The 26,422-nt window shown below is 34.1% G+C and carries 25 protein-coding genes; 5 read left to right on the top strand and 20 right to left on the bottom strand.

Features of this window, described 5'->3' with window-relative positions; genetic code table 11:
* The first annotated feature begins 83 nt into the window (after window positions 1-83).
* Window positions 84-1,109, top strand: coding sequence for a tyrosine-type recombinase/integrase (locus KA878_RS06125; protein ID WP_210142132.1), 1,026 nt, complete (start codon window positions 84-86; stop codon window positions 1,107-1,109).
* 413 nt (window positions 1,110-1,522) lie between these two features.
* Here the strand turns inward: KA878_RS06125 and KA878_RS06130 are convergent, their stop codons facing one another.
* From KA878_RS06130 to zapA, 12 genes are all read right to left on the bottom strand, one after another.
* The gene (locus tag KA878_RS06130; protein WP_193839508.1) at window positions 1,523-2,032 is read right to left on the bottom strand and encodes a YfcE family phosphodiesterase; all 510 of its coding nucleotides are present in this window, start codon (window positions 2,030-2,032) and stop codon (window positions 1,523-1,525) included.
* Window positions 2,029-2,613, bottom strand: a complete 585-nt coding sequence (locus KA878_RS06135) for an XTP/dITP diphosphatase (RefSeq protein WP_075109224.1) — start codon at window positions 2,611-2,613, stop codon at window positions 2,029-2,031. The genes KA878_RS06130 and KA878_RS06135 overlap by 4 nt, the downstream gene beginning before the upstream one ends.
* Window positions 2,614-2,628: 15 nt before the next feature.
* A complete protein-coding gene (gene racE, locus KA878_RS06140) occupies window positions 2,629-3,429 on the bottom strand; it encodes a glutamate racemase (RefSeq protein WP_193839509.1) in 801 nt (266 codons plus the stop codon).
* Window positions 3,430-3,706: 277 nt separating this feature from the next.
* Complete coding sequence (gene sdhB / locus KA878_RS06145; protein WP_193839510.1) at window positions 3,707-4,555, bottom strand: succinate dehydrogenase iron-sulfur subunit; 849 nt, start codon at window positions 4,553-4,555, stop codon at window positions 3,707-3,709.
* A complete protein-coding gene (gene sdhA, locus KA878_RS06150) occupies window positions 4,555-6,321 on the bottom strand; it encodes a succinate dehydrogenase flavoprotein subunit (RefSeq protein WP_075109223.1) in 1,767 nt (588 codons plus the stop codon). Before sdhA ends, sdhB begins: the two co-directional genes overlap by 1 nt.
* 124 nt (window positions 6,322-6,445) lie before the next feature.
* Window positions 6,446-7,060, bottom strand: a complete 615-nt coding sequence (locus KA878_RS06155) for a succinate dehydrogenase cytochrome b558 subunit (RefSeq protein WP_053029174.1) — start codon at window positions 7,058-7,060, stop codon at window positions 6,446-6,448.
* Between the two features lie 384 nt (window positions 7,061-7,444).
* Window positions 7,445-9,232, bottom strand: a complete 1,788-nt coding sequence (gene uvrC / locus KA878_RS06160) for an excinuclease ABC subunit UvrC (protein ID WP_075109222.1) — start codon at window positions 9,230-9,232, stop codon at window positions 7,445-7,447.
* Window positions 9,233-9,328: 96 nt separating this feature from the next.
* On the bottom strand, window positions 9,329-9,643 hold the full coding sequence (gene trxA, locus KA878_RS06165) for a thioredoxin (protein ID WP_011276093.1): 315 nt from the start codon (window positions 9,641-9,643) through the stop codon (window positions 9,329-9,331).
* A gap of 194 nt (window positions 9,644-9,837) precedes the next feature.
* The gene (locus KA878_RS06170; protein WP_210125258.1) at window positions 9,838-12,189 is read right to left on the bottom strand and encodes an endonuclease MutS2; all 2,352 of its coding nucleotides are present in this window, start codon (window positions 12,187-12,189) and stop codon (window positions 9,838-9,840) included.
* Window positions 12,190-12,198: 9 nt separating this feature from the next.
* Window positions 12,199-13,911: a DNA polymerase/3'-5' exonuclease PolX gene (gene polX / locus KA878_RS06175; protein ID WP_210142134.1), complete on the bottom strand. Its 1,713-nt coding sequence runs from the start codon at window positions 13,909-13,911 to the stop codon at window positions 12,199-12,201.
* A gap of 74 nt (window positions 13,912-13,985) precedes the next feature.
* Window positions 13,986-14,507, bottom strand: a complete 522-nt coding sequence (locus KA878_RS06180; protein ID WP_075109219.1) for a CvpA family protein — start codon at window positions 14,505-14,507, stop codon at window positions 13,986-13,988.
* Window positions 14,508-14,774: a cell division protein ZapA gene (gene zapA, locus KA878_RS06185; RefSeq protein WP_016930711.1), complete on the bottom strand. Its 267-nt coding sequence runs from the start codon at window positions 14,772-14,774 to the stop codon at window positions 14,508-14,510.
* A gap of 277 nt (window positions 14,775-15,051) precedes the next feature.
* On the opposite strand from zapA, the gene rnhC reads away from it, so the two are divergent.
* Window positions 15,052-15,984: a ribonuclease HIII gene (gene rnhC, locus KA878_RS06190; protein WP_193839513.1), complete on the top strand. Its 933-nt coding sequence runs from the start codon at window positions 15,052-15,054 to the stop codon at window positions 15,982-15,984.
* Between the two features lie 218 nt (window positions 15,985-16,202).
* Here rnhC and pheT read toward each other — a convergent pair whose 3' ends face one another.
* From pheT to KA878_RS06215, 5 genes are all read right to left on the bottom strand, one after another.
* Window positions 16,203-18,605: a phenylalanine--tRNA ligase subunit beta gene (gene pheT / locus KA878_RS06195; RefSeq protein WP_193839514.1), complete on the bottom strand. Its 2,403-nt coding sequence runs from the start codon at window positions 18,603-18,605 to the stop codon at window positions 16,203-16,205.
* On the bottom strand, window positions 18,605-19,663 hold the full coding sequence (gene pheS / locus KA878_RS06200) for a phenylalanine--tRNA ligase subunit alpha (RefSeq protein WP_016930714.1): 1,059 nt from the start codon (window positions 19,661-19,663) through the stop codon (window positions 18,605-18,607). The genes pheT and pheS overlap by 1 nt, the downstream gene beginning before the upstream one ends.
* Before the next feature lie 364 nt (window positions 19,664-20,027).
* A complete protein-coding gene (locus KA878_RS06205) occupies window positions 20,028-20,768 on the bottom strand; it encodes a TrmH family RNA methyltransferase (protein ID WP_193839515.1) in 741 nt (246 codons plus the stop codon).
* A gap of 204 nt (window positions 20,769-20,972) precedes the next feature.
* Entirely contained in the window at window positions 20,973-21,146 is a 174-nt protein-coding gene (gene rpmF, locus KA878_RS06210; RefSeq protein WP_001830121.1) for a 50S ribosomal protein L32, read from the bottom strand.
* Between the two features lie 82 nt (window positions 21,147-21,228).
* On the bottom strand, window positions 21,229-21,783 hold the full coding sequence (locus KA878_RS06215; RefSeq protein WP_053029167.1) for a YceD family protein: 555 nt from the start codon (window positions 21,781-21,783) through the stop codon (window positions 21,229-21,231).
* Window positions 21,784-21,909: 126 nt separating this feature from the next.
* Between KA878_RS06215 and KA878_RS06220 the strand changes: the two genes are divergently transcribed.
* Window positions 21,910-23,055, top strand: coding sequence for a nucleotidyltransferase (locus KA878_RS06220; protein WP_193839516.1), 1,146 nt, complete (start codon window positions 21,910-21,912; stop codon window positions 23,053-23,055).
* 371 nt (window positions 23,056-23,426) lie between these two features.
* Here KA878_RS06220 and coaD read toward each other — a convergent pair whose 3' ends face one another.
* Both coaD and rsmD read right to left on the bottom strand, forming a co-directional pair.
* Window positions 23,427-23,912 carry a pantetheine-phosphate adenylyltransferase gene (coaD, locus tag KA878_RS06225; protein WP_016930718.1) on the bottom strand — a complete coding sequence of 162 codons (486 nt, stop codon included), beginning with the start codon at window positions 23,910-23,912 and terminating at the stop codon, window positions 23,427-23,429.
* Window positions 23,905-24,456 carry a 16S rRNA (guanine(966)-N(2))-methyltransferase RsmD gene (gene rsmD / locus KA878_RS06230; protein WP_193839517.1) on the bottom strand — a complete coding sequence of 184 codons (552 nt, stop codon included), beginning with the start codon at window positions 24,454-24,456 and terminating at the stop codon, window positions 23,905-23,907. Before rsmD ends, coaD begins: the two co-directional genes overlap by 8 nt.
* Window positions 24,457-24,526: 70 nt before the next feature.
* Here rsmD and KA878_RS06235 point away from each other — a divergent pair, with 70 nt between their 5' ends.
* On the top strand, window positions 24,527-24,916 hold the full coding sequence (locus KA878_RS06235) for a DUF7147 family protein (RefSeq protein WP_193839518.1): 390 nt from the start codon (window positions 24,527-24,529) through the stop codon (window positions 24,914-24,916).
* Window positions 24,917-25,014: 98 nt separating this feature from the next.
* Here the strand turns inward: KA878_RS06235 and KA878_RS06240 are convergent, their stop codons facing one another.
* Window positions 25,015-25,266: a DUF2129 domain-containing protein gene (locus KA878_RS06240; protein ID WP_193839519.1), complete on the bottom strand. Its 252-nt coding sequence runs from the start codon at window positions 25,264-25,266 to the stop codon at window positions 25,015-25,017.
* Between the two features lie 166 nt (window positions 25,267-25,432).
* Here KA878_RS06240 and KA878_RS06245 point away from each other — a divergent pair, with 166 nt between their 5' ends.
* A complete protein-coding gene (locus KA878_RS06245; protein ID WP_075108498.1) occupies window positions 25,433-26,362 on the top strand; it encodes a lysophosphatidylglycerol phospholipase D in 930 nt (309 codons plus the stop codon).
* Window positions 26,363-26,422 lie beyond the last annotated feature (60 nt).

Consider the following 26,422-nt stretch of genomic DNA (forward strand, 5'->3'; position numbering starts at 1 on the left):
GTATATCATATTTTTATAAAATTTGAAGTTTTGGGTAGTCCATCTACCCTTATTATTTTTTACCTTTTTTGAGGAGGGATAGCATGCAAACACGATGTTATGACGGTAAAAAATGGCAATATGAGTTTAAATACGAGGGTAAGAGATATCGAAAGAAAGGTTTTAGAACAAAGAGAGAGGCTAATTCTGCAGGGTTAGATAAGTTAAACGAATTAAAGCAAGGTATTGAATACGAACCTAATTTAACGTTATATGACTATTTCAAAACATGGTGTGAAACATTTAAAAAATCGACTGTAACACCTAAAACATATAAGTCCTATACCTCCGCAATTGAACATATCAATAACCACCCTATTGGCAAGAAAAAATTAAAGGATATTTCGAGATACCACTATCAAGATTTTATTAATGAATTTTCAAAACACCATTCTAAAGAATCTATTAGGAAGCTAAACGGCTATATTAGAACATCGTTAGACGATGCAGTATATGAAGGACTTATATCTAAAAACCCTACTTTTAAAGTGAGTTATAGAGCAAATAACCCTAATAAAAGTGAAGATAGTAAGTATATCAATCTAAAAGACTACGAAGTGTTAAAACAGCATTTGATGACTAAAGATAATGCATCATCACTTGTACTATTCATCATGATATGTACTGGTTGCCGTATAAGTGGTGCTTTGAATCTAAAGCGTGAATATATCAACCAAGTTAAAAGTGAAATATATATTGATGAGCATAAAACAGATTCGTCACCACGTTACGTGTCTATTAGTCAAAAAGACATGAACCATATTATTAAGTCTATTGATCAATTACCTAGAACTATCGACGGTACTGTATTTGGAGAATTAACAAACAATGCAGTTAATAAACGTTTAAAAGTATATTGTAAAAATCTAGGTATCAAAGAAATCACTTCACATGCTTTACGTCACACTCACTGTTCATATTTATTAGCCAAAGGCATTTCTATATATTACATTTCGAAAAGACTAGGACACAAAAATATATCAGTAACCACAGAAGTTTATTCACATTTACTTGAAGAAACTTACAAAGAAGAAGATGAAAAAGCAACGCAAATAATAAGCGCAATGTGATTTTTAGGGACCCATTAGGGACTCAAAACCCCATGAAACCCGTCGTTATAAGGTTTATAGTATCCCTCCCAGGACGTTATATAACTTTTGAACAAAGTCGAAAAGCCCGTTATTATAGGCTTTCGGCTTTTTTGTTTTCGAACAAAACAGAAGAAAACTGAACTATTTTGACACGTGCTTAACACTTTTATATCTGCTTTTTCTAATTTATCAAGCCTCAATATGATTTAAACCGTAAGTACTAAATTAATAATTGAAAGCAACCATGCGCTTATTGCTAAGTAAAGTGCCGAAGTGGTTCGTTTTTACTTCTCAATTTAATACCTTCATCCTACATGACTTATTTAATTTGAATTCTGTCCTATCTAAAATCAAAACACTTAGGCAACGACTTTTGCCTAAGTGTTTCTTTGCTAAATTTCGAATTCTATTGTTTCTATAATACGGTTGTCACGATTTCTAAAGTTTAAAATTGCATTCATATTTTGTTCATCAATGCGGAGTTCTGCAAACGTTTCTTCAATACTACTGCGGGATTGTGATATACTGCCTGGGTTAATAACGTGTACACCACTAAAGTGTTCATATTTTGCGACGTGAGTATGACCATAGAAAGCAAATTGACATCTAAGTGATTTAGCCTTCTCAGCTAGGTGCATGCGCGTTTGATTAACTGAATATAAATGGCCATGTGTATAAAAGGCTCTAATACCTTTAGCTTCTACAACTTCCTCATTTGGGAATTCAGGATAAAAGTCACAATTTCCTTTTACTCTTTTAAATAGACTTAACTCTGTGTCATTGTATTCGAATTCAGAGTCACCTAAATGTAGTAACATTTCAGCGTCTTTATGTGATTCATAAATATGGTATAAAATACCAGGTTCTGTATGATTGTCACTGACGATAAGCCACTTTGTCATATTGATTCACTCTCCAAATAAGCATTTAATTTCTTAATTGCATTACCTCTATGACTAATTTCACTTTTTTCTGTTGTTGTGAGTTGTGCCATGGTTTTACCTTTTTCAGGAACATAAAATACAGGATCATATCCGAAACCATGCTCACCTTGTCTCTCAGTCGTAATTACACCAGATACTGTTCCTTTGAAAGTTTGCGTCGGCTCATTAGGTGCACTCATACTAATGACACAAACAAATTGTGCCTCACGCTCTTCAATACCATTTAAATTCTTTAATAATTTATCAATATTAGCATCATCGCTCTTGTCTAGACCGGCATATCGAGCTGAATAGACACCCGGTTCCCCATTTAACGCAAATACTTCTAAACCACTGTCGTCTGCGATAACACGTTTATTTAACACTTTTGCAGCTTCTTCTGACTTTAACCGTGCATTTTCTTCAAAAGTTGTTCCAGTTTCCTCTACATCGAAATCTGCGATAAGCTCTGATATACCTATCACATTATCGTGGGGAAAGATAGATTTAAAGTCATTAATTTTACCTTTATTGTTTGTAGCGATTACGATATCTGCCATTATAATTCCTCCTCACTAAGCATCTACACTGATGCGCTCAACTTCAACATCTAATTTTAACCATTGCAAAATTATATTTTTAATATGTACGGTATCTCCAGTAGCGAAAAATCGATGCTCTGGATGGCGCGTATAACTCGCGTGTTCATTACTAAACGTTAATAAAGCACTTACTTCACGCGCTGTCTCTAGTCCAGAGGAAATAACTTTCTTCTCTCCTCCAAAGTAATCATTGATTGGTTTATATAACAATGGATAGTGTGTGCAACCTAAAATTATTGTATCTGCCTCTGTATTTCTCCACTGTTTTAACGTTTGATGAATGACAATACTTGTAATGGTAGGATCATTGTAGCGCATTTGTTCAACTAACGGGACGAAACCAGGACAAGCTACGCCATATACATGCACATTAGGGTTAATGCGTTTAATATGATGTCTGTACGCTTCAGATTTTATTGTCCCTTCTGTCCCAAGAATTAAAACTTTTTGGTTCTTAGTTGTCATAATAGCCGTTCTGGAGCCTGGCTCAATAACCCCAATAACAGGAATAGGCAACACTTGTTGCAAATATTCTAATGCAACAGCAGTCGCAGTATTACACGCTATAACTAGCATTTTGATATCAAACTGCATTAGTTTGTTAGCGAGTTGTGTAGTAAATGCTTTTACTTCATCTCCAGGTCTTGGACCATATGGACATCTTGCAATGTCTCCTAAATAATATATTGTCTCATTAGGTAATTGACGCATAATTTCTTTTGCTACAGTCAAACCACCTACGCCTGAATCTATAACACCAATTGGTTTATTCATTTTCATTCATCCTTATAACACATAGTATAGTTATTTTACCATATACATGTTGAGAGTTTGACTAATCCGATTGAGTAAACGTTTTTACACATTTAAATGACAACAAAAAAGTAAGGGGTAGGACATAATTCTTTTTGAATTCATTGCCCTACCCCTTACATATGACTCGAACTGAGAAAAGTTTGATTTACACATTTTCTCAGTTCTATCAACTACTGTAAATTCGTTAAGTTGTCACTAATTATGATTTTTGCTATCTTTAACTTTTTAAAAAGTATTAATCAACTTTATGGTCTGAACCGAAGAATGATTTAAACATATGGAATGTTGTTTCTCTATTCATAGCAGCGATTGACGTTGTCAAAGGAATACCTTTAGGACAGGCATTCACACAGTTTTGAGAATTACCACATTCTTGTAAACCACCGGCGCTCATTAACGCATCTAAACGTTCGTCTTTGGTCATTGCACCTGTTGGATGTAAGTCGAATAAACGAACTTGAGAAATTGCTTGGGCACCAACGAATTTATTTTTAGGTGTAACATTCGGACACACTTCTAAACAAACACCACAAGTCATACATTTAGACAATTCGTAAGCGGTTTGACGTTTTTTCTCAGGCATACGTGGTCCTGGTCCTAAATCATACGTACCATCAATTGGAATCCATGCTCTCATACGTTTCAAGTTATCGAACATTCTTGTACGATCTACTTGTAAATCACGTATTACAGGGAACGTACTCATTGGTTCTAAACGAATTGGTTGTTCTAAGTGATCAACGATTGCTGAACATGATTGTCTTGCACGACCATTGATAACCATAGAACAAGCACCACAAACTTCCTCTAAACAGTTCATATCCCAAGTAACAGGTGTTGTTTTTTCACCCTTACTATTTACTGGGTTACGTCTAATTTCCATGAGACATGCAATCACATTCATGTTTTCTTTATAAGGAACGTCGAATGTTTCTTCATATGGTTTAGAGTCTTGATTATCTTGTCGTTTAATAATCAATTTAATTGATTTTTGTTTTGGCTTTTGTTGTTCTGTCTCATTTGTTTTACTATCGTTTTGGCGAAGTTCTTCGGGAGTTTCTTTTACTGATTGATTGTCAGCCATTATTTTTTACCTCCTTTAGACTTACTTGTATAGTCACGTTTACGTGGTGGAATTAAACTTACATCGACTGGTTCATAAGTAAATTTAGGTGCTTCTTCTCTACCTTGATATTCAGCTAATGTTGTTTTTAACCACTCATCATCATTACGATCAGGGAATTCTGGTTTGTAATGCGCACCACGAGATTCATTACGATTGTATGCACCAATTGTAATAACACGTGCTAAAACTAACATGTTCCATAATTGACGAGTGAAGAATACAGCTTGGTTACTCCACGTTTGCGTATCTTCCATATCAATATTTTCATAACGTTTCATTAATTCAACGATTTTTTTGTCTGTTTCTAATAATTTATCATTTTCACGTACAACTGTTACGTTCGCTGTCATAACTTCACCAAGTTCACGGTGAAGTTTGTATGCATTTTCAGTACCACGCATATTTAATAATTTGTCAAAACGTTCTTGTTCTTCATCTACACGTTTTTGGTAAATGCTATCATCTAATTCAGTATATGTTGTTTCAACATTTTCTACATATTTAATCGCATTAGGTCCTGCGACAGTACCACCATAGATTGCTGATAGTAATGAGTTCGCTCCTAAGCGGTTACCACCATGTTGTGAGAAATCACATTCACCAGCAGCAAATAGACCTTTAATATTTGTCATTTGATCATAGTCTACATATAAACCACCCATTGAATAGTGAACCGCTGGGAAAATCTTCATCGGTACTTTACGTGGGTCATCACCTGTGAATTTCTCATAAATTTCAATGATACCACCAAGTTTAACGTCTAATTCATGTGGATCTTTATGAGATAAGTCAAGGTAAACCATGTTTTCGCCGTTAATACCTAATTTCTGATTAATACATACATCAAAGATTTCACGCGTTGCAATATCACGAGGAACTAAGTTACCGTAATCAGGATATTTCTCTTCTAAGAAGTACCAAGGTTTACCGTCTTTGTACGTCCAAATACGACCACCTTCACCACGTGCTGACTCACTCATTAAACGTAATTTATCGTCACCAGGAATGGCAGTTGGATGAATTTGAATAAATTCCCCGTTTGCATATTTAGCACCTTGTTGGTAGGCAATTGATGCTGCTGATCCTGTATTAATCATTGAGTTTGTTGTCTTACCAAAGATGATACCCGGACCACCTGTTGCCATGATAACTGCATCTGATCCAAATGATTTAATTTCTGAAGTGGTCATGTTTTGAGCAACAATACCTCTTGCAGCATTTTCATCATCTTTGACTATACCTAAGAATTCCCATCCTTCATATTTCGTAACGAGTCCATCTACTTCGAATGAACGTACTTGTTCATCAAGTGCATACAATAGTTGTTGACCTGTAGTAGCACCTGCAAAAGCGGTTCTGTGGTAAAGTGTACCACCGAAACGTCTAAAGTCTAAAAGACCTTCTTTCGTTCTACTAAACATTACACCCATACGGTCTAATAAATGGATAATTGATGGTGCAGCTTCAGCCATAGCTTTTACTGGTGGTTGGTTCGCTAAGAAGTCCCCACCATAGACTGTATCATCAAAGTGAATCCAAGGAGAATCCCCTTCACCTTTGGTATTTACCGCACCGTTAATACCACCTTGGGCACATACAGAGTGCGAACGTTTAACAGGTACGATTGAGAATAAATCTACATGCGCACCTTGTTCTGCAGCTTTAATTGTTGACATCAGACCGGCAAGTCCTCCACCGACAACAATAATTTTTTTCTCTGCCATAGAAAAGTCACTCCCCTAAAATATATCGATCGCTTAACGTGTTTACGTAAGCTCATATGATAAGCACCTAAATCAATTACTTATCAAAAATTTCAACGTACTATATGTGATTACTATTTATGTTTTATACAAATGCGAAAATTGCTGATACACCAATGTATCCAAGAACTAAGAATACAACTAAAGAAATCCAAGTGAAAACACGTTGAGATTGTTTAGATTGTAAGAATCCCCATGTTACAAAGAATGACCATAAACCATTAGAGAAATGGAAAATAACACATAATACACAAACGATATATACAATGACCCAAAGTGGGTTTTCAAGTGTTTTGTGCATCAATTCAAAATCAACTGCTTTACCAAAGAAGTATTTTTGAATTGTCGTTTGCCATAAATGCATGAAGATAAATATAAATGTCACAATACCTGAGAATCTTTGTAATGCGAACATCCAGTTTCTAAATAATGAGTAATGGCCGATATTTTCTTTAGCTGTAAATGCAATGTGGATACCATATAGACCATGGTATAAAATCGGAATGTAAATTAATAAAAATTCAACTGCGAGTAAAAACGGAATTGATTCCATAAAGCCAGCTGCCTTATTAAAAGCCTCTGCCCCTTGTGTTGCTTGATGGTTCACAATTAAATGAACGATTAAGAATGCACCAATTGGAATAATACCTAGTAACGAGTGTACACGTCTAAGGTAGAATTCATTTTTAGACTTTGCCAAAAGGAGTCCCCCCTGTAAAACTATTAATTTAAATCGCTTATTTCTAAGAAAGTTAATTTAATCAAGTCCATATATCACATAACGATTTACTATTTTATTTAGTACTTGTCTTATTTAAGGATCCTGACATTTCTTCATCAATAGACGTTCCAATCAGAACTATGTAAACAAGTAGGACTTAAAAAAGTAAATTGAGTTCGTTATTTTTTAATGATAAATGCAAGTATTACATTTATCATTTCTAAAAACACTTTAATGATAATGTTTCTCAATTAGAAAACGCTTCCATACTTTCTTAAAAAAATAAACTTTTTGTTAACTGTATTGTAACATTTTTTATATGTTTTTGGGCTATGAGAATAATTCTCATAGCCCTTTTTTTAATTAATTATCTGACAAAGCTTGTTGTAAGTTATGTGCAACCTTCTCAGGTAAACCTGCTTGTTTTAAGTCAGCAACACTTGCTTCCTTCATTTTCTTAATCGATCCAAACGTTCTTAATAAACGCGTCTTACGTTTACTTCCGATGCCGTCAACAGTGTCCAATACAGATTGTAAACCTGTTTTTTGGCGTGTTTGACGATGGAACGTAATTGCAAAACGGTGAACTTCATCTTGAATTCGATGTAATAAATAAAATGCTTGACTATTCTTTTTCAATGGTACAACGTCTGCTTGTGGTCCATAAAGTAATTCTGACGTTTGGTGTTTATCATTTTTTCTTAATCCAGCAACGGGAATGTCTAAGCCTAGTTCATTCTCAAGGACATCTAATACACCTGACATATGCCCTTTCCCACCATCGACGATAATTAAATCAGGCAAAGGCAATCCTTCATTCAAAACACGCGTATAACGACGACGAACGACTTCTCGCATTGACTTGTAATCATCTGGTCCATCGACCGTTTTAATTTTATACTTACGATATCCTTTTTTATCTGCTTTACCGTCAACAAAAGTAACCATGGCTGATACGGGATCTACACCTTGAATATTTGAGTTATCAAATGCTTCAATACGGATTGGTGTTTGAATGCCCATTCGTTCTCCGAGCTCTTCAATTGCTTTTATTGTACGAGATTCATCTTTTGCAATTAGCTCGAATTTATTTTCAAGTGCAACTTCGGCATTATGATTAGCCAAATCCACCATTTCTTTTTTAGCACCACGCGCCGGTTGAACAATTTTAGTATCAACTACGGATTGAATCATAGTCTTATCTAGATGTTTAGGAACATGCACTTCTTTGGGCAGAATATGTTGGTTTAAACTATAGAATTGACCTATAAATGTATAGAATTCTTCTTCTTCAGTTTGTTGTTGTAAAGGAATCATTGTCGCATCTCTTTGTATCAAATTCCCTTGTCGAATGAAGAATACTTGAATACACATCCATCCTTTAGAAACACTATAACCAAACACATCTCTGATGGTGTTATCTGACGACATAATTTTTTGTTTTTTAGTTAAATTATGAATATGTTGTATTAAATCGCGATACTCTTTCGCACGTTCAAAGTCTAATTTTTCACTCGCATCCATCATACGATCCTCTAAATTTTTGAGAATGGTTTTATCTTCTCCATTTAAAAAGTCACTTATTTCACGAGTCATTTGTGCATAGGCTTGTTGATCTACATCATAAACACATGGTCCCATACATTGTCCGATATGGTAATAAAGGCATAATTTGTCTGGCATTTTGTCACATTTTCTAAATGGATAAATGCGGTCTAATAATTTTTTCGTCTCTTGTGCTGAATAGGCATTAGGATATGGTCCAAAATATTTTCCAGTTCCTTTTTTTACGGTACGTGTAACAATTAACTTAGGGTGTTTCTCTTTAGTGATTTTTATAAAAGGATAGCTCTTATCATCTTTTAATAAAATATTATAGCGAGGTTGATACTGTTTAATTAAGTTTAGTTCCAAAAGTAGGGATTCTGTTTCACTTGAAGTGACTATAAATTCAAAATTTCGGATTTCTCCTACTAATCTTGTTGTTTTCGCATCATGTGCACCGGTAAAATAGGAACGCAATCTATTTCTTAAACGTTTCGCTTTACCAACATAAATCACTTGGTCATTCCGATCTTTCATTAAGTAACAACCCGGTTCAAAAGGAACTACACTTAATTTATCTTTTATTTTAGTTTTGTAGTCTGACAATGTATCCCCTCCTTCCTAAGAGATTAACTACATATAAAAAAGACGGAGCGATTACATTTATGTAATGCCCCAGTCTCATTAATGTTTAGATTATTCTTATAGATGTTTATCTAATACTTCAGCTAAGTTTTCTTTAGGTTGGAAACCTACTACTTTATCAACTGGTTCACCATCTTTAAATACGATTAAAGTTGGAATACTCATTACTTCAAATTTAGCTGCTGTTGATGGGTTTTCATCAACATCTAATTTTAAAATATCAGCTTTACCATCATAGTCTCCAGCTAATTCTTCTAATACAGGTGCGATCATTTTACAAGGTCCACACCAAGTTGCCCAGAAATCTACTAATTTAACGCCTGATTGAATATTTTCATCAAAGTTTGAATCCGTTACTTTTACGATTGCCATAAATGCCAATCCTCCTTAAATTTTGAATGATGAGCAAATTATAACAGACTTTAGTGGCACGTGCATCGCAGTTGCTCATTTACTAATAATCTGTCAATAATCATCAAATCTCATTCATCTTATTTTATTTTCACTGGCTTAATTGTACGTTATTTTCTAAAAAATCAACAACACTGCTTAGACGTCAATGTAACTTATTTAAGTTCAGCAACTGTTACGCCAAAGCCGCCCTCACTTGGCATACCGCCACGATACGATTTCACACTTTTATGTTTCTTTAAGTGGTTTTGAACGGCTTTTTGAAGTGCCCCAGTGCCCTTACCATGAATAATATAAACTTGTTCATAATTGCTGAGAACGGCTTGATCAATATATTGATCTAATTCGCCTACTGCTTCTTCATAACGATAACCACGTAAATCTAATTCCGTTTTAATCGTTTGACGATTTTGTCTAGTGACCATTTTAGATGGTTTTTCTTTTTTCTTTTTAGTCTTTTCAAGATCTTCAATAGGTAATTTCATTTTAATGATACCCATTTGAACCACTGCTTCTTCTTCATTTACGAGTTCTAAGACTTCACCTTTTTGACCATACGATAACACTTTAACCTCGTCACCTGCATGGATTTCATCATATTTTTGTTTTTGAACATTTTGTTTTAACGATTTTGCTTCATATTGATCATCTAATTGTTTCTTCTTATCGATAAGCTCATGTTCTTTAACGTCGGCACCTTTTTGATCGCGTAATGTTCTTAATTCTTTTAAGATTGAATCCGCTTCTTTAGTCGCAGATTTGACACGTTGATTTGCTTTTTCTTTCGCTTCATCCATCAATTTCTTCTCGTAATTTTTATATTGTTCATATTGGTGTTCTAAATCATCATGCGTTGTTCTCGCTTCTTTTAACAGTCTATCTAATTCAATTCGTTGTTCATCGACACGTTTTGAATTCTTTTCAAGAGATTCAATCATTGAATTTATTTCTTGTTCGTCCGTTCCAATCATCGTCTTAGCTTTATTAATAATACCTAAGCTAAGTCCTAATTTACGAGAAATATCAAATGCATTTGAACGACCAGGTACACCCATTAATAATTTATAAGTTGGGCTTAACGTATTAACATCGAATTCAACGCTAGCGTTCATCACACCTTCACGATTATAACTATATGCTTTCAATTCTGGATAATGTGTCGTAGCCATGACTAATGAGCCAATATCGCGAACGTGGTCTAAGATACTCATCGCTAACGCCGCACCTTCACTTGGGTCAGTACCTGCACCTAATTCATCAAATAATACTAAACTATTTTTATCAGTCTCTCGCAAAATTTCAACAATATTTTTCATGTGTGAAGAGAACGTTGATAATGATTGCTCAATGGATTGTTCATCACCGATATCACAATAAACATTTTCAAAGACACTTAATTGGCTACCATCTAAAGTAGGAATGAGCAACCCTGATTGCGCCATTACGATAATTAAACCAAGTGTCTTCAATGTAACTGTTTTACCACCTGTGTTAGGCCCTGTAATAATCACTGTTTCAATATCATCAATAAATTCAATCGTATTGGCTACAACCGAATCTTTATTTAAGAGCGGATGGTAAGCATTCGGTAGGTAAACCGTTCTTTCTTTATAAAATGTAGGTTTCGTTCCCTTTATTGAACGTGCATAACGCGCTTTAGCAGTTAAAAAATCAATTTGACCCATAACAGATTCAGCAATTAGGCAACCATCTGCTTCAGCAGCAACCATACCTGTTAATTCTGTCAGGATACGCTCACGTTCAACTGCTTCGTCATTTCGTAAACGGCTAATTTGATTATTCATTTCAACAATAGATGATGGTTCAATATAAAGGGTTTGACCAGAGGCAGATTGATCATGCACAATACCTTTAAAATCTTGTCGATATTCCGCTTTGACTGGAATAACATTACGATCATTCCTTACAGTAATAATCGCATCAGATAATTTCTTCTGATTAGCCTGACTCTTAACGATACGATCTAAATTTTGACGAATGCGTTGATTCGTACTTGAAATCTTGCTACGTATCCCTTGTAATTCATAACTCGCGCTATCATACAAATCATGTGTATCGCATTTTTCATTTATTTCTTGAAATAGATCTGACAAAATTGGTAATTGGTTCATTTTGTCATTCAAAATTGGATACTTAACAACGTTCTCATCTTCTTCTAACAATTGATTATAAAATGTTTTAAACTGGTTCTGAACTTGTATCAAACGTTTAACCAAATTAAGTTCTGTTACATTAAGTACACCGCCAATCGTTGCTCGATGAATTAATGGTGAAATTTTGGCTAAACCACTTAAACTTGGTAAACGATGTTTATTATAAATTTGTGATATTTCATCTGTCTCATTCATTTGAAATTCCACTGTTTCAAAGTCTGTGGCTGGAGACATCTTAGACACTTTTTCACGTCCTAAGTCACTGATTGTCTCAGAAGCAACAAATGACTTAATTTTATCAAATTCTAAGACGTCTAATGTTTTTTGTCTCATACAATCCCTCTATTTCTTCAACTTTTTATTATTCTCAACAAAATCTTTAAATGCTTGACGAGACATCGTGTTTATTACTCGTTCTTTGTTTACAAATCCCTTTTGAGCAGTTGCTACACCATATTTCATAAAGTCTAAATGGTCTACATGATGTGCGTCTGTATTGATTGTTAATGTGACGTTAGGATATTTCCTTACTGTTTCAGCATTTAAATCCAAGCGTTTAGGATTTGCGTTAATTTCCATTATCGTATTTGTTTCTTCTGCTAATTGCATTAATTTTTCGATATTCGGTTTGTAACCGTCTCGTCGACCAATAATACGTCCTGTTGGATGTGCAATGTGTCGAACATATGGATTTCGACATGCATTTTCCAAACGTTTCATAATTTCTTCTTCTGATTGGTTAAAACTTTGATGAATGGCTGCAATGACGTAATCAAGTTGCGCTAACACTTCATCATCATAATCTAACGAACCATCAGGCAAAATATCCATTTCTGTGCCTGAATATATATCTATTTCTGAATACGCTTGATTGAGTTTTTTGATTTCTTCATTTTGTCGTAATAAACGTTCTACTTGTAAGCCATTAGCGACTTTTAAGCTTTGTGAATGGTCAGTAATCACCATAAATTGATAGCCTTTTTTGATATTTGCCTCAATCATGTCTCGGATAGAATACGCACCATCACTATATGTGGTATGCATATGAATATCTCCATTGATATCATCTAAAGTAATCATTTGACTTAAATCTTTATCAAATTCGCTGCCATCTTCTCTTAGCGCAGGTGCTAACCATTCACTACCGAAATGTTGATAAATCGCTTCTTCGCTCTCTAGCTGTAGTAATGACCCATCTTGCTGTTCAATGCCATATTCACTTACTTTTTCATTTTGCGCTTTGGCCATCTGTCTAATGCGAATATTATGATCTTTAGAACCTGTAAAATGTTGTAATGTATGGTAAAACGCAACTGGTTCGATAAGTCGGAAATCTACACCAATCGTTTCATCATCGTACGTCAACTCTAATGATACTTTGGTCTGTCCAACAGCAACATCTTTAACTTTATTAGGTATATTTAAAAGTTGTTGTTGTACTTTGTCTGGATGCTCCGTACTGATAATATAATCTAAATCCTTACTCATTTCTTTATATCGACGGAAACTACCCGCTTCGGAATATTTCTCAATATCATCTATGGTTTCCAAATAATCGATAATGATACGATTTAAACCACGCATTGTATCAATTGGGTAACGGTCTTTTTTAGCACCTAAAGCTTTAACTGCTTCAAGTATATTTTGTTCGGTTTTTTTAGCGAAACCACTCAGTTCGCTCACTTTCCCATTTTCACAAGCTGATTGTAGACTTTCTTTATCAGTAATATTCAGTTCTTTGTATAACTTAGCTATTTTTTTGCTACCTAATCCCTGAATCTTCATTAATGGTATTAAACCTTCTGGAACAAGTTGTTGCAATTCTTTCAAATAACTTGATTCACCAGTATTACGATATTCATTAATCACATCGCCTACACCTTTACCAATTCCTTTTAACTCAGTGACATCTTCTATTTCATCAAGTGGACGCTCATCAATTTCTAAACTTTGCGCCGCTTTTCTATATGCTGAAACTTTAAACGTATTGTCTCCATTTAATTCCATATAGATAGCAATTTTTTCTAATAATTGAATTACATCTTTTTTTGTCATTCCAATCACTCCATAAAAAGAAGACCAGGACATTTAACAAAGTAGCCTTGTCCTGACCTTATATCAGTTTTGTATTATAAATTTAAAATGTAAGACGAGAAAAATGGTGTATGAAATAAGATAAGTTTCCCTATGTACGCATGTTGTAAACTATGTTGTATCCACTCAATCGGATACAATGCTAGCACATATATGAATAACTGAAGAATAACGACAGCCATGACTACACTAATTAAACTACCAAAGCGTCTACTTATTTGATTTATCATTCGATACGTCACTATATTATCAAAAGTAATTATAATAAGATATAAAATCAACTTACATATTGAGGCAATGAGTAAAAATGCCATCACTTTATCAAAACGTTGCTGCAAATCATTAAAATGAAATGCATATGCCATATCATACGCAATCGTCTTTGGAAACGGTAAAAAGACAATTAATTGTTGACTTATACGTTGGTAAAATTGATGTGCTATGATAAATGACACTATCGTCGAAAATAAATGTAAACTATTTAACCATATTCCTCTTCTATACCCCATGATAAGACTATATACAATAATGATAATGATCGTTAAATCAATAATCATCTATTCTTCTCTTTGCTTTAATTGTTGTATTTCTTGTAATAATTTACGATTTTCTTCTTCTAGTTTAACCTTTTCATGCATAATGTTTACTGCAGTTAGAATTGATTTTCTAGTGGTATCCAATCCGGTTGATTTACGTCCCATTTCTCTTAATTTTTCATCTACTAAATGTGCTACATAACGAATATGCTCCGGGCTGTCCTCACCAATGATGGTATAATTCTGATCGTTAATCGTGACATTGATTCGATTTTTAAATTCTCCCATAGCAATAACTCCTGACATTATTTATTCTTAAAGCTATCAATGGTTACACGTAGATAACCACATCGTCTCGTACTTCAATTGAATGCAATTCTTACATAATTTATTAAGTAGAATATCACAACTAATTATACATTAGGATATGTTGTTTGGTAAGTAGCGATTACGGAATCGTTATAAATAATACATCTAACACACGTTATCTATTCTGAAGTGTAATCATAATATGTTATGCTTATCTATGTTTTATTATATTTTGAAAAGTGAGGTCAACTAGCGTATGGCAAACGTCGTTCATAAATTATCAGAATCTGAAATCCAAGACTTATTACAACACATTACATTTGAAACATCACAATTACCTCCAGGCATGAAGGCACGGACGAAATATAATCAAGCTGTAATTAATATATACAATTCAGGTAAAGTCATGTTTCAAGGTAAAAATGCAGAAGCTGTCGCACAACAGTTGCTTCCAGGACATTCAACCTCTTCTACCAAACCAACAACGTCTCAACAATCATCTGACCAAACATTGGCCTATAATCATTTTAATTGTATTGGTAGTGACGAAGCAGGTAGTGGCGATTATTTTGGACCTTTAACTGTATGTGCCGCTTATGTTTCAAAAGAGCATATTCAAATTTTAAAAACGCTAGGTGTGGATGATTCCAAAAAATTAAGTGATCAAAAAATAATTGAGCTGGCCGAACAATTAATCACATTTATTCCGCATTCTTTATTAACATTGGATAATCCCAAATATAACGATAGACAAGCGATAGGTTGGTCACAAGTTAAAATGAAAGCTGTACTTCACAACGAAGCTATTAAAAATGTAACGCAAAAAATAGACTGCAATGACTTAGACTACATCGTGATTGATCAATTTGCTGTACGTGGTGTTTACCAACGTTACGCATTAAGCGCACTCCCCTATCCAGATAAAACAAAATTCGAAACTAAGGGGGAATCTAAATCATTAGCAATTGCAGCTGCGAGTATTATTTCTCGATATGCTTTCGTTAAACATATGGATCATATATCACATAAAATGAAACAAGTAATTCCTAAAGGGGCCAGCAATAAAGTAGATTTGATAGCCGCGCAAATCGTTGATAAACATGGGATTGAAACACTAGATGCGATTTCTAAGAAACATTTTAAAAATCGTGATAAAGCGCAACATTTAGTGACTAAAAAGTATCAATAAACATTAAAAAGCTAGGATAAACTAATAAGATAAAGCTAATTTGAAAATGCACAGTAGCTGACTGATTTGAAAACGCGCTTAAATCATTTTTTCAAACCTAGTCAACATTCTAGCGAGGCCCCAGCAAAGAGCATTTCACTAAAAATCATACACGCAAAGTAAGATGGGAGCGGGACAATGAATTGATTTAAATTTCTGTCCCGCTCCCTTTCCTACGATTATCTAATTGTAGCGCCTTGTGCTTGTAATGCTTCTAAAATCTTATCGTGAACTTTAGATACTCGTTCATCAGTTAATGTATCTTCAGTATCTAGATAATTCAAACGAATTGCTATTGATTTTTTACCTTCTTCTAAATGTTCACCTTCATAAACATCAAATACTAATGTACTTTGTAAGATATCCTCACCATTATCATGAATGGTTTGTTTTAATTCTGAAGATGGCACTTCATGATTGACTTCTAACGCAATATCACGTGTTACGCCAGGGAATCTAGGAATTGGCGCGTAATTAATGTATCCTACTGCTACGTCCATCATTGCATCATAATTTAATTCGAACACATACGTACGTTTTAAATCATTATCTGCAGCAACTTGTGGATGCAATTCACCAATAAAGCCAATTTCTTTGCCTTCTAACGACACAATTGCTGTGCGCCCTGGGTGTAAACCTTTAATTTCTCCTGCTTTATAGCTCAATTCTAAGTTTAATTTTTCAGCTACTCGGTCTACAACACCTTTGGCGATAAAGAAATCAATTTCTTCTTTTTTACCTTGCCAAGCATTAACAACATATTCTCCCGTTAAAATACCACTTAGATATTCAATCTCATCTGGAAGTTCTCCTTCACCATTGCCAAAGAAAACACGACCAATTTCATATAATCTCACATCTTTATTTTTACGTGCGACATTATATGCAGTTGCTTCAATTAAATGCGGTAATAAACTTTGACGTAACGTTGCGTGTGCTTCACTCATCGGCATTAATAAACTGATAGTTGGACGTTCTTGTAATGCAAAGTCTTTCGCATGTTCTTTAGACACTAATGAATATGTGATGGCTTGGTTTAATCCAGCACCTTCAAGCGTTTCTTTAACTGTACGAGTTTTATGTTGACGATCTGTTAATTCTCCACTTGTAACTTCTCCGAAAATCGGTAATGATGAAGGGATTTCATCGTAACCGTAAATACGTGCAACTTCTTCAATTAAGTCTTCTTTAATTGAAATATCTTTACGACGTGACGGCACATTAACCGTTAATGTATCATCATTTTGTTGCGTATCAAATCCTAATTGTTCAAAGATTGCTTTAATTTCATCACTTGATAAATCAAAACCAATCGTTTGATTCACTTTATCAGCTGTAATATCAATTGGTGTCACAAATGAACCTAAGTCACCTGCTGATACTCTATCTTGTAGTACTTCACCAGAAGCATATTCTTGCAATAAGTAACATGCTCTGTCGACCGCTTCATCGACAAATTCCGTTGCAATACCTTTCTCGAAGCGACTAGAAGCTTCACTACGTAAATTTAAACGGCGTGAAGTATGACGAATTGAAACTGGATCGAATATTGCGCCTTCAATCACTACATTGGTCGTTTGGTCTGTTACCTCTGAGAAGTCTCCACCCATTACACCAGCTAATGCGATAGGTTCTTGCCCATTCGAAATAACGATATCAGTGTCCACTAATGTGCGTTCAGTATTATCTAATGTTGTCATTACTTCATTATCTTTAGCTTGGCGTACGATAATGTCTTGAGAACCGATATGGTCTTGGTCGAACATGTGTAATGGTTGGCCATATTCTAATAATACATAGTTTGAAATATCAACAACGTTATTAATTGGACGAATACCTGCTTTAATTAAACGTGCTTGCATCCATATTGGAGATGGTGCGATGGTTACATTCTTAACAACACGCGCACTATAATATGGCACCTTTTCAGGGTTATCAATTGTAACTGATAATTCATCTAAAGCAGAAGTTGCAATTTCATTACTTTCAGTTGACGGTTTCGTCATTTCAGTTTGATATAACGCTGCCACTTCGTAAGCTGTACCAACCATACTTAATGCATCAGCACGGTTTGGTGTTAAATCAAATTCCATTACTTGGTCATTTAAATATAACGCAGTTAAAGCATCTGTACCTGGTTCAACTTCATTAGGAAAAACAAAAATTCCATTCTCATATGCTTTAGGTACTATATTGCTTGAAATACCAATCTCTTGTAATGAACAAATCATACCTTCAGAACGTTCACCACGTAATTTAGCGCGCTTAATTTTAATGCCTCCTGGTAAGCGACCACCCACTTTCGCTACAATAACATGTTGACCGGCATCTACATTCGGTGCACCACATACGATTTGAACCGCTTCTTCTTCACCAATGTCTACTTGGCAAATGTTTAATTTATCTGCATCGGGATGTTTTTCTTTTGATTGAACATAACCAACCACTAAATTTTTAATATCTTTTGTATAATCAATAATGTCATCCACTTCAATCCCTGTACGGGTAATACGCTCAGCTAAATCTTCAACCGAAACATTTGCGTTAACGTAATCTTTTAACCATTCATTTGAAATCAACATTATGCTTCACCTCTATCTTCAACAGCTTTAAATTGCTCAAGGAATCGAACATCATTTGTATAGAAATGACGAATATCTTCAATGCCGTATTTCAACATAGCGATTCGATCAGGCCCCATACCAAATGCGAAACCAGAATATTCATTTGAATCGAAACCGGCCATTTCAAGTACATTTGGATGTACCATACCCGCACCTAAAATTTCAATCCATCCTGTATGTTTACATACGTTACAGCCTTTACCTTTACATTTGAAACATGATACATCCACTTCAACAGAAGGTTCAGTGAATGGGAAGTAGCTAGGACGTAATCGAATTTCACGGTCTGCACCAAATAATTTTTTCGCTACTAATTCTAATGTTCCTTTCAAGTCACTCATTTTGATATTTTTATCAACTACTAATCCTTCAATTTGAGTAAATTGATGACTGTGTGTCGCATCATCTGAATCACGACGGTAAACTTTACCAGGACAAATAATTTTAACTGGTCCTTGTCCATTACGTTTTTCCATTGTACGTGCTTGTACAGGAGATGTATGTGTGCGCATCAAGATTTCATCAGTGATGTAGAAACTATCTTGCATATCACGTGCTGGATGCGATTTAGGTAAATTTAATGCTTCAAAGTTATAATAATCTTGTTCTACTTCATAACCATCAACAATTTCATAACCTAATCCTAAGAATAAATCTTCAATTTCTTCTACTGTTCGTGTTAAAGGATGTTTAGAGCCAATACTGATTTGACGACTTGGCAAGGTCACATCAATGGTCTCTTCTGCTAATTGTTGATTTAGTTTTTCATTTTTTAGAAGTGTTTGTTTTTCGTCTAATTCAGTTTGAATGGTTTGACGTAATTCATTCACTTTTTGCCCATATGCTGGCTTTTCTTCATTCGGTAAATCTTTCATATTTTTCATCAAGCCACTTACTGAGCCTTTTTTACCTAAATATTTAACTTTTACATCTTGTAATTCGCGTTCATTTTGAGCTTCATTAATATCAACAAGTGCTTGTTGTTTTAAATCAGCCATAGAATCGTTTTGTGTCATTGACTTACACCTCTTATTTTATGTTCACTTTGTGTTTTACTATTTTATTCATAAAAAAAGACTTCCATCCCAATAACTGGGACGAAAGTCTTTCCGTGGTACCACCCAAATTTATGCTTACGCATACACTTGCAAACGTTGTTAACGAAGACATACTCCGACTTAAATTTCTTTAAGTAACCAAAAAGATGAAAGAAACTAATTCGTGTTGGAGTGAATTACAGTCACGTTCACTCTCCCTGTACAACACGTTCTATTAGTTAAAGTCTTTTTATCGGTTATATTTTAAATTTTTATGCATTGATTTACCAATTTACATTATTCGTTGTGTATCTCTAAGTATAGCCGATTTTAATTCTCAGGGTCAACCTTTCAAATGATAAAGTAATATACTACCTGCGATGGCTACATTCAAACTTTCCGCTTTACCATAAATCGGGATTGTTAAATTTTGTGTAGTTTCATTTAACAATGCTTTGTTAACGCCTTCGCCTTCATTACCTAGTAATAAAGCAAACGTTTCTTGAGAAGCTACTTCTTTATAAGGTTGCGCATTTTCAAGTGCCGTACCATACACAGGACCATTAAAGTCAGTTATAAACGTCTTCAAATCTGTAGTAATTACTGGGATATGGAAGACACTGCCTTGACTTGCGCGTAAAACTTTATCTTGATAAGGGTCAGCCGTACCCTTTTCCATAACAATTAAATCAATGCCTGCTGCATCAGATGTTCGAATCAAAGTCCCTAGATTCCCTGGATCTTGAATTCTATCAATTAACAATACTTGTTTGGCTTGGTTAATGTCATATTCTGGCTTTTCAATTACAGCGAAAAATCCTTGCGGTGTAATCGTACCGGATAGTGATTCAGCCACTTTCATATTAATTTCATACGTTTCTTCCGCGTAATCTATAAGTGCCTCATCTGTTCTATTTGGTTCAATCACAAATAATTGTTTAATCACGATGCCACTTTGGTATGCTTCGTCAATAAGATGAATGCCTTCAATGAGTGCATGTCCTGTTTTATCACGATCTCTTTTTTTCTTTAATTTATTCGCATTTTTTATTTTATTATTTTGAACTGACGTAATTTGTTCCATAATTATCTCCATTATTGTAGCTAGATTGTTTTGTTTACACATTTATATTAACATAATCAAATTGATTATAATGAAGCCTTTATTATAATGCGTAAATTCATTACATTTTAAAGCACATTGCATTTAACGCTTTAATTATCGATAAAAAAAGGAAGCAATGAACAAATTAAAATTGTTCATGCTTCCTTCAAATTCATACGTCGATTATTTAGAAACGACTTCTTCACCATTGTAAGAACCACAGTTTTTACATACGCGGTGAGATAATTTGTATTCGCCACAGTTTGGGCATTCAGTCATACCAGGTACTGAAATTTTGAAGTGAGTACGACGTTTGTTTTTTCTAGTTTTAGACGTTCTTCTTTTTGGTACTGCCATGATATATCCTCCTTAATATTAAACACATATCTTAAGTGTTAGGTCATTAAATCATTATACAATAATTTAAAACAACCTGCTATTACTCTTTATCGTATAATTGTTGTAATTTTTGAAGCCTAGGATCAACTTGTTGCGTTTGGGAATCATTATTGTCTTTTTCTTTTTCAAGTTCGATCATTTGATCTTCGTCAATAACTTCCCAACCATTACCTTCTGTAAGCATTTGATCGCTATTCTCAGAATATGCTCTCATCGGTTTCTCAATGATAACCAACTCTTCAGCAATGTTTCGAATGTTAATCATACCATCAGTCGCTAGATGATAATGTTCATCTTCTTCAACTTCTTCATCGGTATAACTATCATAACCTTCTAAATCAAATATTTCAGATGTACGCACGTCTAAAGGAACTTCTACAGGTACAAGCGTACGTGCACAAGGCATTGTATACGTTCCAGTTAAATGCATATCTGCAATAACTTCATTTGATTTAACAGTTAATTCACCTTCAACATTGATTTCTGATAAATCAATCAAGCCTAAGGGTTCTATTAAATGTTCAAAATTCGCCGTTTGATTAAATTCAAATGGTTTATCTTGATATTTTCTTAATTGCGTTATTGACCATTTCATATGGCTTCACCTCTAACAAACACAAAATTTATTTTAACTTTACAAGTATAAGTTGTCAAGATTTTTTCTTAACATACTTTCTTCTGTTACAATACTAATAATGAATACTGAGAGGATGAATTGCAAATGAAAAGTGTTGGACTGATTTCTGAATATAATCCATTCCATAACGGTCACTTATATCATGCCCAACAATCTAAGTTACAGTCTAATGCTGAAATCGCTATTGCAATCATGAGCGGCAATTTCGTTATGCGTGGCGAACCTGCAATCTACAACAAATTTTTACGTACTAAGATGGCTTTATCAGGTGTAGATTTAGTCGTTGAACTCCCAACCATTGCCAGCCTATCATCTAGTGATTATTTTGCAACATTTGCAATTAAAGTCGCTCACTATTTAGATATTGATACGATAGCATTTGGCAGTGAAATTGATGATCTTGCACGCCTTGAAAAGGTAGCAGCAAACATCAATGCACTTGAACAGTCATCACTTTTTCAAGATTTAATTAAGCAAGGCAATCATTATGCCAAAATTATTGATGACTTGGTTGAGGACCCCGATGTCTTACGCTCACCGAATAATATACTAGGTGTCGCATACATAAAGGCAATCAATACCATTGATCCGACGATTACTAAAATTGCTATTCAACGCCAATCTGCAACGCATCATGATCAAGACATTAAACATGACACATTTGCAAGTGGCTCAGCTATAAGACGAGCCTTAATAAATAACGATAATATTTGGAAGGATGTTGTACCATCCAATATAACTTGCCTATATGAGAAACCACACCTATTAAAGCAACAGACATTTAATTTTATTAAATATAATATTTTGAGTCGTTCTTCTACAGAATTGTCACAAATTTATACAATGTCCGAAGGCTTTGAACACCGACTTAAAGCAAATATTCAAAGTGCACCGGATTTTGACACATTGATGTCATTAGTTAAGACCAAGCGTTTCACATATACGCATATTCAACGTGTATTGATGCAATTATTGTTGAACATAAAGAAAGATGCGTTCAAAGAGGATATTGAGGGCGTACGTATTTTAGGAATGACACCTCAAGGGCAACAATATTTAAAGTATTTAAAAAAGAAATTCCCAAATCGTTCTTATGTGACAAATATAAATAAGAAGACAGCCACTTTATTTGAAAATGAAATTAAAGCGACACAAATTTATAATTTACTATCCGGTCAAATAGCTAATGATTTTAATACCCCAGTGATTATTAACAAAAGTAGTATGTAAGAGAATGTTTTAAGAAGGGATTGGGACAGAATACTTGTAAAATTCGACGTCCCACCCCAACTTTGCTTTGCTTGTAGAATTTCTTCATGAAATTCTCTTTGTTGAGGCTCCGACCCCCAACTTGCTTTGCTTGTAAAATCACTTTCGTGATTTTTTGTGTTGGGGCCCCGACCGCAAGGTTGACTAGAACTAAAAAAGCTTGATTCAAGCGCCTTATCAGTTCAGTCAGCTACTGCAAATTTGCAAAATAGCATCATTATATTATTTATGTCCTAATCTATTCTCAAGGAATTATTTCCTAGACTCTTGCAACTTATCCAAGCACTAAGTTTAAGTTTCTAATGTGATTAAGATTGCTTTAATCTTTAATATTATTTTTTAAACTTTTCTTTCAAAGCTTTCTCTACATTAGGTGGTACAAAATCTGAAATATCAGCTTTATATTGCGCCACTTCTTTTACAACGCTTGAACTTATAAAAGAGTAGTTCGTACTTGTCATCATATACATCGTCTCTACATTACTATTTAATTTCTTATTCATTGATGTTAAACGTAATTCGTACTCAAAATCACTAACTGCTCTTAATCCTCTAATGATTGTTTGAGCACCGATTTTATCACAAAAATCTACTAACAAGCCGTTATAATTATGTACTTGAACATTAGATAAGTGTTTAACAGATTCTTCTATTAATGCCATTCGCTCATCAATATTAAACGTTCCAGTTTTATTACTATTCTTTAGCACACAAATATGCAATTCATCAAAGCGCCCTGCACTGCGCTCGATAATATCAATGTGTCCATATGTAATAGGATCAAAACTACCTGGAATGACTGCTTTCGTTTTAGCCATTTTGCTCTCCTTTTTCTAATAACAAAGTATCAGTAAGACCATAGTGATATTGTTTAATCACTTTGAATCCATTTGTGTTGATTTGTTCATGGTTGCTAAACTCACAAATGATGATACCATTTTCTTTTAATAAATTAAACTCTGCAATCTGCTCCAAAGCTTTATCAATTAATCCTTTATTGTATGGTGGGTCAAGGAAGATATAGTCAAATTGAATGTCTCGTTTATTTAAAGCTTTTAATGCTCGATCCGTATTGTTTTTATAAACTTCCGATTGTTCACGTAAATCTAATTGCTTTAAATTTGCTTGGATTACTTTAACAGCTTTAAAATTTTGGTCGACAAAAATGACCTTCTCCATACCACGAGATAATGCTTCGATACCTAATGCGCCACTTCCGGCGAACAGGTCTAATCCCAAACCGTGTACGTCTTGTAAACTATTAAAAATCCCTTCTTTTACTTTATCCATAGTTGGACGTGTATTACGACCTTCTAAACTTTCTAGCGCTTTACTTTTATGTTTACCAGCAATAACTCTCATCTTGACTTACACTTCCATTTCTCAAGGTTATTTATTATAATTTGTTGTAAAAAAGGAGAAAGATTATATTATGAAACAGTCATTTATTGTTTTAGGTGAAGGATTAACAGACCTATTTGAATTTAATACATTAATCGAATACAATCATCTTCGAATCAGTAAAATAGTATATTTTCATACACCACAATCTTCAAAACAACTTTCGTCAGTAGCGTTGATTATGAACCCTACTTCAGGCAATCATTTTCAAGCAATGTACATCATGCTTAATGCACTTAAATATCCATATCCTAACAGTAATAAAAAATTTGAACTCATAAATAATCAAGCAAATCAATATAATATCCCTATATTGGGCGTAGATGTACAACCACCAGAAGCGTTCCACACTTTGGACCAATATTTTAAATATTTAATTAGTGTCTTACGACTACAAAATTGGATTCCACCTATGCAGTAAAGGCGTTAGCTATGTCATTATGTAGTCAGAGAACCACTAAAATGAGACATCCGATGATTGTAATCGTCGCGATTTAGAATAATAATTTAAATAACAATTTATAACATTTCATGCTTTTCTTTCTCGTATGTTTTTTTCAAATATTTATAAGGTGATCCATCTATATTAACAACATACTTAAGTTTCATTAATTTATGAACAATTGCGTCTGCGTCGTTCTCATTAACATACAACACTACATATTTACGTTGTTTATTTGTATAAATGATATGACCATACTTTCTAATTTGACGTTCATGCTTAATATGTTTTAAATAGATAATCAAACTCACTCTAGGAATCAATTCCATACTATACACACTCCATTTATTATGCATAATAACTATACCATGTCTATTTATTTTATAAAATCCTTAAAACGATATCTTGCATACCTGTTGATTAAATATCTATTTACTTTTGCGTTAGTGCAAAGTTTGGTACGCTTAATTCAATAATTACGAGGAGGCGTTATAAATGACGAATAAAAAAAGATGGGCGCTCAATTTAAGTTTAGCGAGTGTTAGTTTTTTAGGTAGCTTATTTTTTATAAATAAAAGCAATAAAACAGAACATACGAAGGAAATACCTAAGTTCTTTAGTGGTCAAGCACCATATATCTTTGCTCATAGAGGTGGCATGGCGGTCAGACCTGAACAAACTCAATTAGCATTTGATAACGCCGTTGCATACAACTTAGATGGTTTTGAAACGGATGTTCGACTGACTAAAGATGAAAAATTAATCGTCTTCCATGATGCAACTGTAGATCGTACTACAAATGGCTCTGGCAAAGTGAGCGACCATAGTGTTGCAGAATTGAAACGCTTAGATGCTGGTTATCATTTTAAAGATATAAATGGTCTATTCCCATATCGTGGTCACAATGAAGCTAAAATTTTAACTTTTGATGAGCTGTTAAAAATGTATCCCAACATGTATATCAATGTTGATTTAAAAGACGCACCTGATAGCTATGAAGGCACCGTTGCACCTACAAAAATGTATGAAGATATCATTAATAACAACGCACAAGATCGCGTACTTGTAACTAGTTTTTATAAAGAACAAAATGATCGTTTTAGAAAGATAAGCAATGGCCAAGTAGCGATTGGTGCGAGTCAAAAAGAAGTAGCAGAAGGCTTTATTAAGTTTAACACTGGATTGGGTAACACATATCAACCTGTTGCTGATACATTTCAAATGCCTATTCAATTTAAAGGCATTCCCTTAACTTCTAAACGTTTCATTCAATGGTTAAACGTTTTAAATATTGTGCCTGGTTTTTACGGCATCAATAGTACTGACTTAATGGTTGATTTATATCGTAAAGGAGTTCACACATTAGTGACTGACCGTCCTGATTTAGGACAACAATTTAAAGCAAGCCTTCAAAGCAATAAATAAAATACTTTAAGATAATGTAAAACTGGGAGTGGGACAGAATTCTTTTTAGATTCGTCGTCC

The sequence above is a fragment of the Staphylococcus sp. GDY8P57P genome, assembly GCF_017892585.1.
Classification (GTDB): domain Bacteria; phylum Bacillota; class Bacilli; order Staphylococcales; family Staphylococcaceae; genus Staphylococcus; species Staphylococcus borealis.

Excerpts from the sequence above, each read along its gene's own strand:
- KA878_RS06125 (WP_210142132.1), top strand. The coding sequence starts at position 84 with ATGCAAACACGATGTTATGACGGTAAAAAATGGCAATATGAGTTTAAA.
- KA878_RS06130 (WP_193839508.1), bottom strand. The coding sequence starts at position 2,032 with ATGACAAAGTGGCTTATCGTCAGTGACAATCATACAGAACCTGGTATT.
- KA878_RS06135 (WP_075109224.1), bottom strand. The coding sequence starts at position 2,613 with ATGGCAGATATCGTAATCGCTACAAACAATAAAGGTAAAATTAATGAC.
- racE (WP_193839509.1), bottom strand. The coding sequence starts at position 3,429 with ATGAATAAACCAATTGGTGTTATAGATTCAGGCGTAGGTGGTTTGACT.
- sdhB (WP_193839510.1), bottom strand. The coding sequence starts at position 4,555 with ATGGCTGACAATCAATCAGTAAAAGAAACTCCCGAAGAACTTCGCCAA.
- sdhA (WP_075109223.1), bottom strand. The coding sequence starts at position 6,321 with ATGGCAGAGAAAAAAATTATTGTTGTCGGTGGAGGACTTGCCGGTCTG.
- trxA (WP_011276093.1), bottom strand. The coding sequence starts at position 9,643 with ATGGCAATCGTAAAAGTAACGGATTCAAACTTTGATGAAAATATTCAA.
- KA878_RS06170 (WP_210125258.1), bottom strand. The coding sequence starts at position 12,189 with ATGAGACAAAAAACATTAGACGTCTTAGAATTTGATAAAATTAAGTCA.
- polX (WP_210142134.1), bottom strand. The coding sequence starts at position 13,911 with ATGACAAAAAAAGATGTAATTCAATTATTAGAAAAAATTGCTATCTAT.
- KA878_RS06180 (WP_075109219.1), bottom strand. The coding sequence starts at position 14,507 with ATGATTATTGATTTAACGATCATTATCATTATTGTATATAGTCTTATC.
- zapA (WP_016930711.1), bottom strand. The coding sequence starts at position 14,774 with ATGGGAGAATTTAAAAATCGAATCAATGTCACGATTAACGATCAGAAT.
- rnhC (WP_193839513.1), top strand. The coding sequence starts at position 15,052 with ATGGCAAACGTCGTTCATAAATTATCAGAATCTGAAATCCAAGACTTA.
- pheT (WP_193839514.1), bottom strand. The coding sequence starts at position 18,605 with ATGTTGATTTCAAATGAATGGTTAAAAGATTACGTTAACGCAAATGTT.
- pheS (WP_016930714.1), bottom strand. The coding sequence starts at position 19,663 with ATGACACAAAACGATTCTATGGCTGATTTAAAACAACAAGCACTTGTT.
- KA878_RS06205 (WP_193839515.1), bottom strand. The coding sequence starts at position 20,768 with ATGGAACAAATTACGTCAGTTCAAAATAATAAAATAAAAAATGCGAAT.
- rpmF (WP_001830121.1), bottom strand. The coding sequence starts at position 21,146 with ATGGCAGTACCAAAAAGAAGAACGTCTAAAACTAGAAAAAACAAACGT.
- KA878_RS06215 (WP_053029167.1), bottom strand. The coding sequence starts at position 21,783 with ATGAAATGGTCAATAACGCAATTAAGAAAATATCAAGATAAACCATTT.
- KA878_RS06220 (WP_193839516.1), top strand. The coding sequence starts at position 21,910 with ATGAAAAGTGTTGGACTGATTTCTGAATATAATCCATTCCATAACGGT.
- coaD (WP_016930718.1), bottom strand. The coding sequence starts at position 23,912 with ATGGCTAAAACGAAAGCAGTCATTCCAGGTAGTTTTGATCCTATTACA.
- rsmD (WP_193839517.1), bottom strand. The coding sequence starts at position 24,456 with ATGAGAGTTATTGCTGGTAAACATAAAAGTAAAGCGCTAGAAAGTTTA.
- KA878_RS06235 (WP_193839518.1), top strand. The coding sequence starts at position 24,527 with ATGAAACAGTCATTTATTGTTTTAGGTGAAGGATTAACAGACCTATTT.
- KA878_RS06240 (WP_193839519.1), bottom strand. The coding sequence starts at position 25,266 with ATGGAATTGATTCCTAGAGTGAGTTTGATTATCTATTTAAAACATATT.
- KA878_RS06245 (WP_075108498.1), top strand. The coding sequence starts at position 25,433 with ATGACGAATAAAAAAAGATGGGCGCTCAATTTAAGTTTAGCGAGTGTT.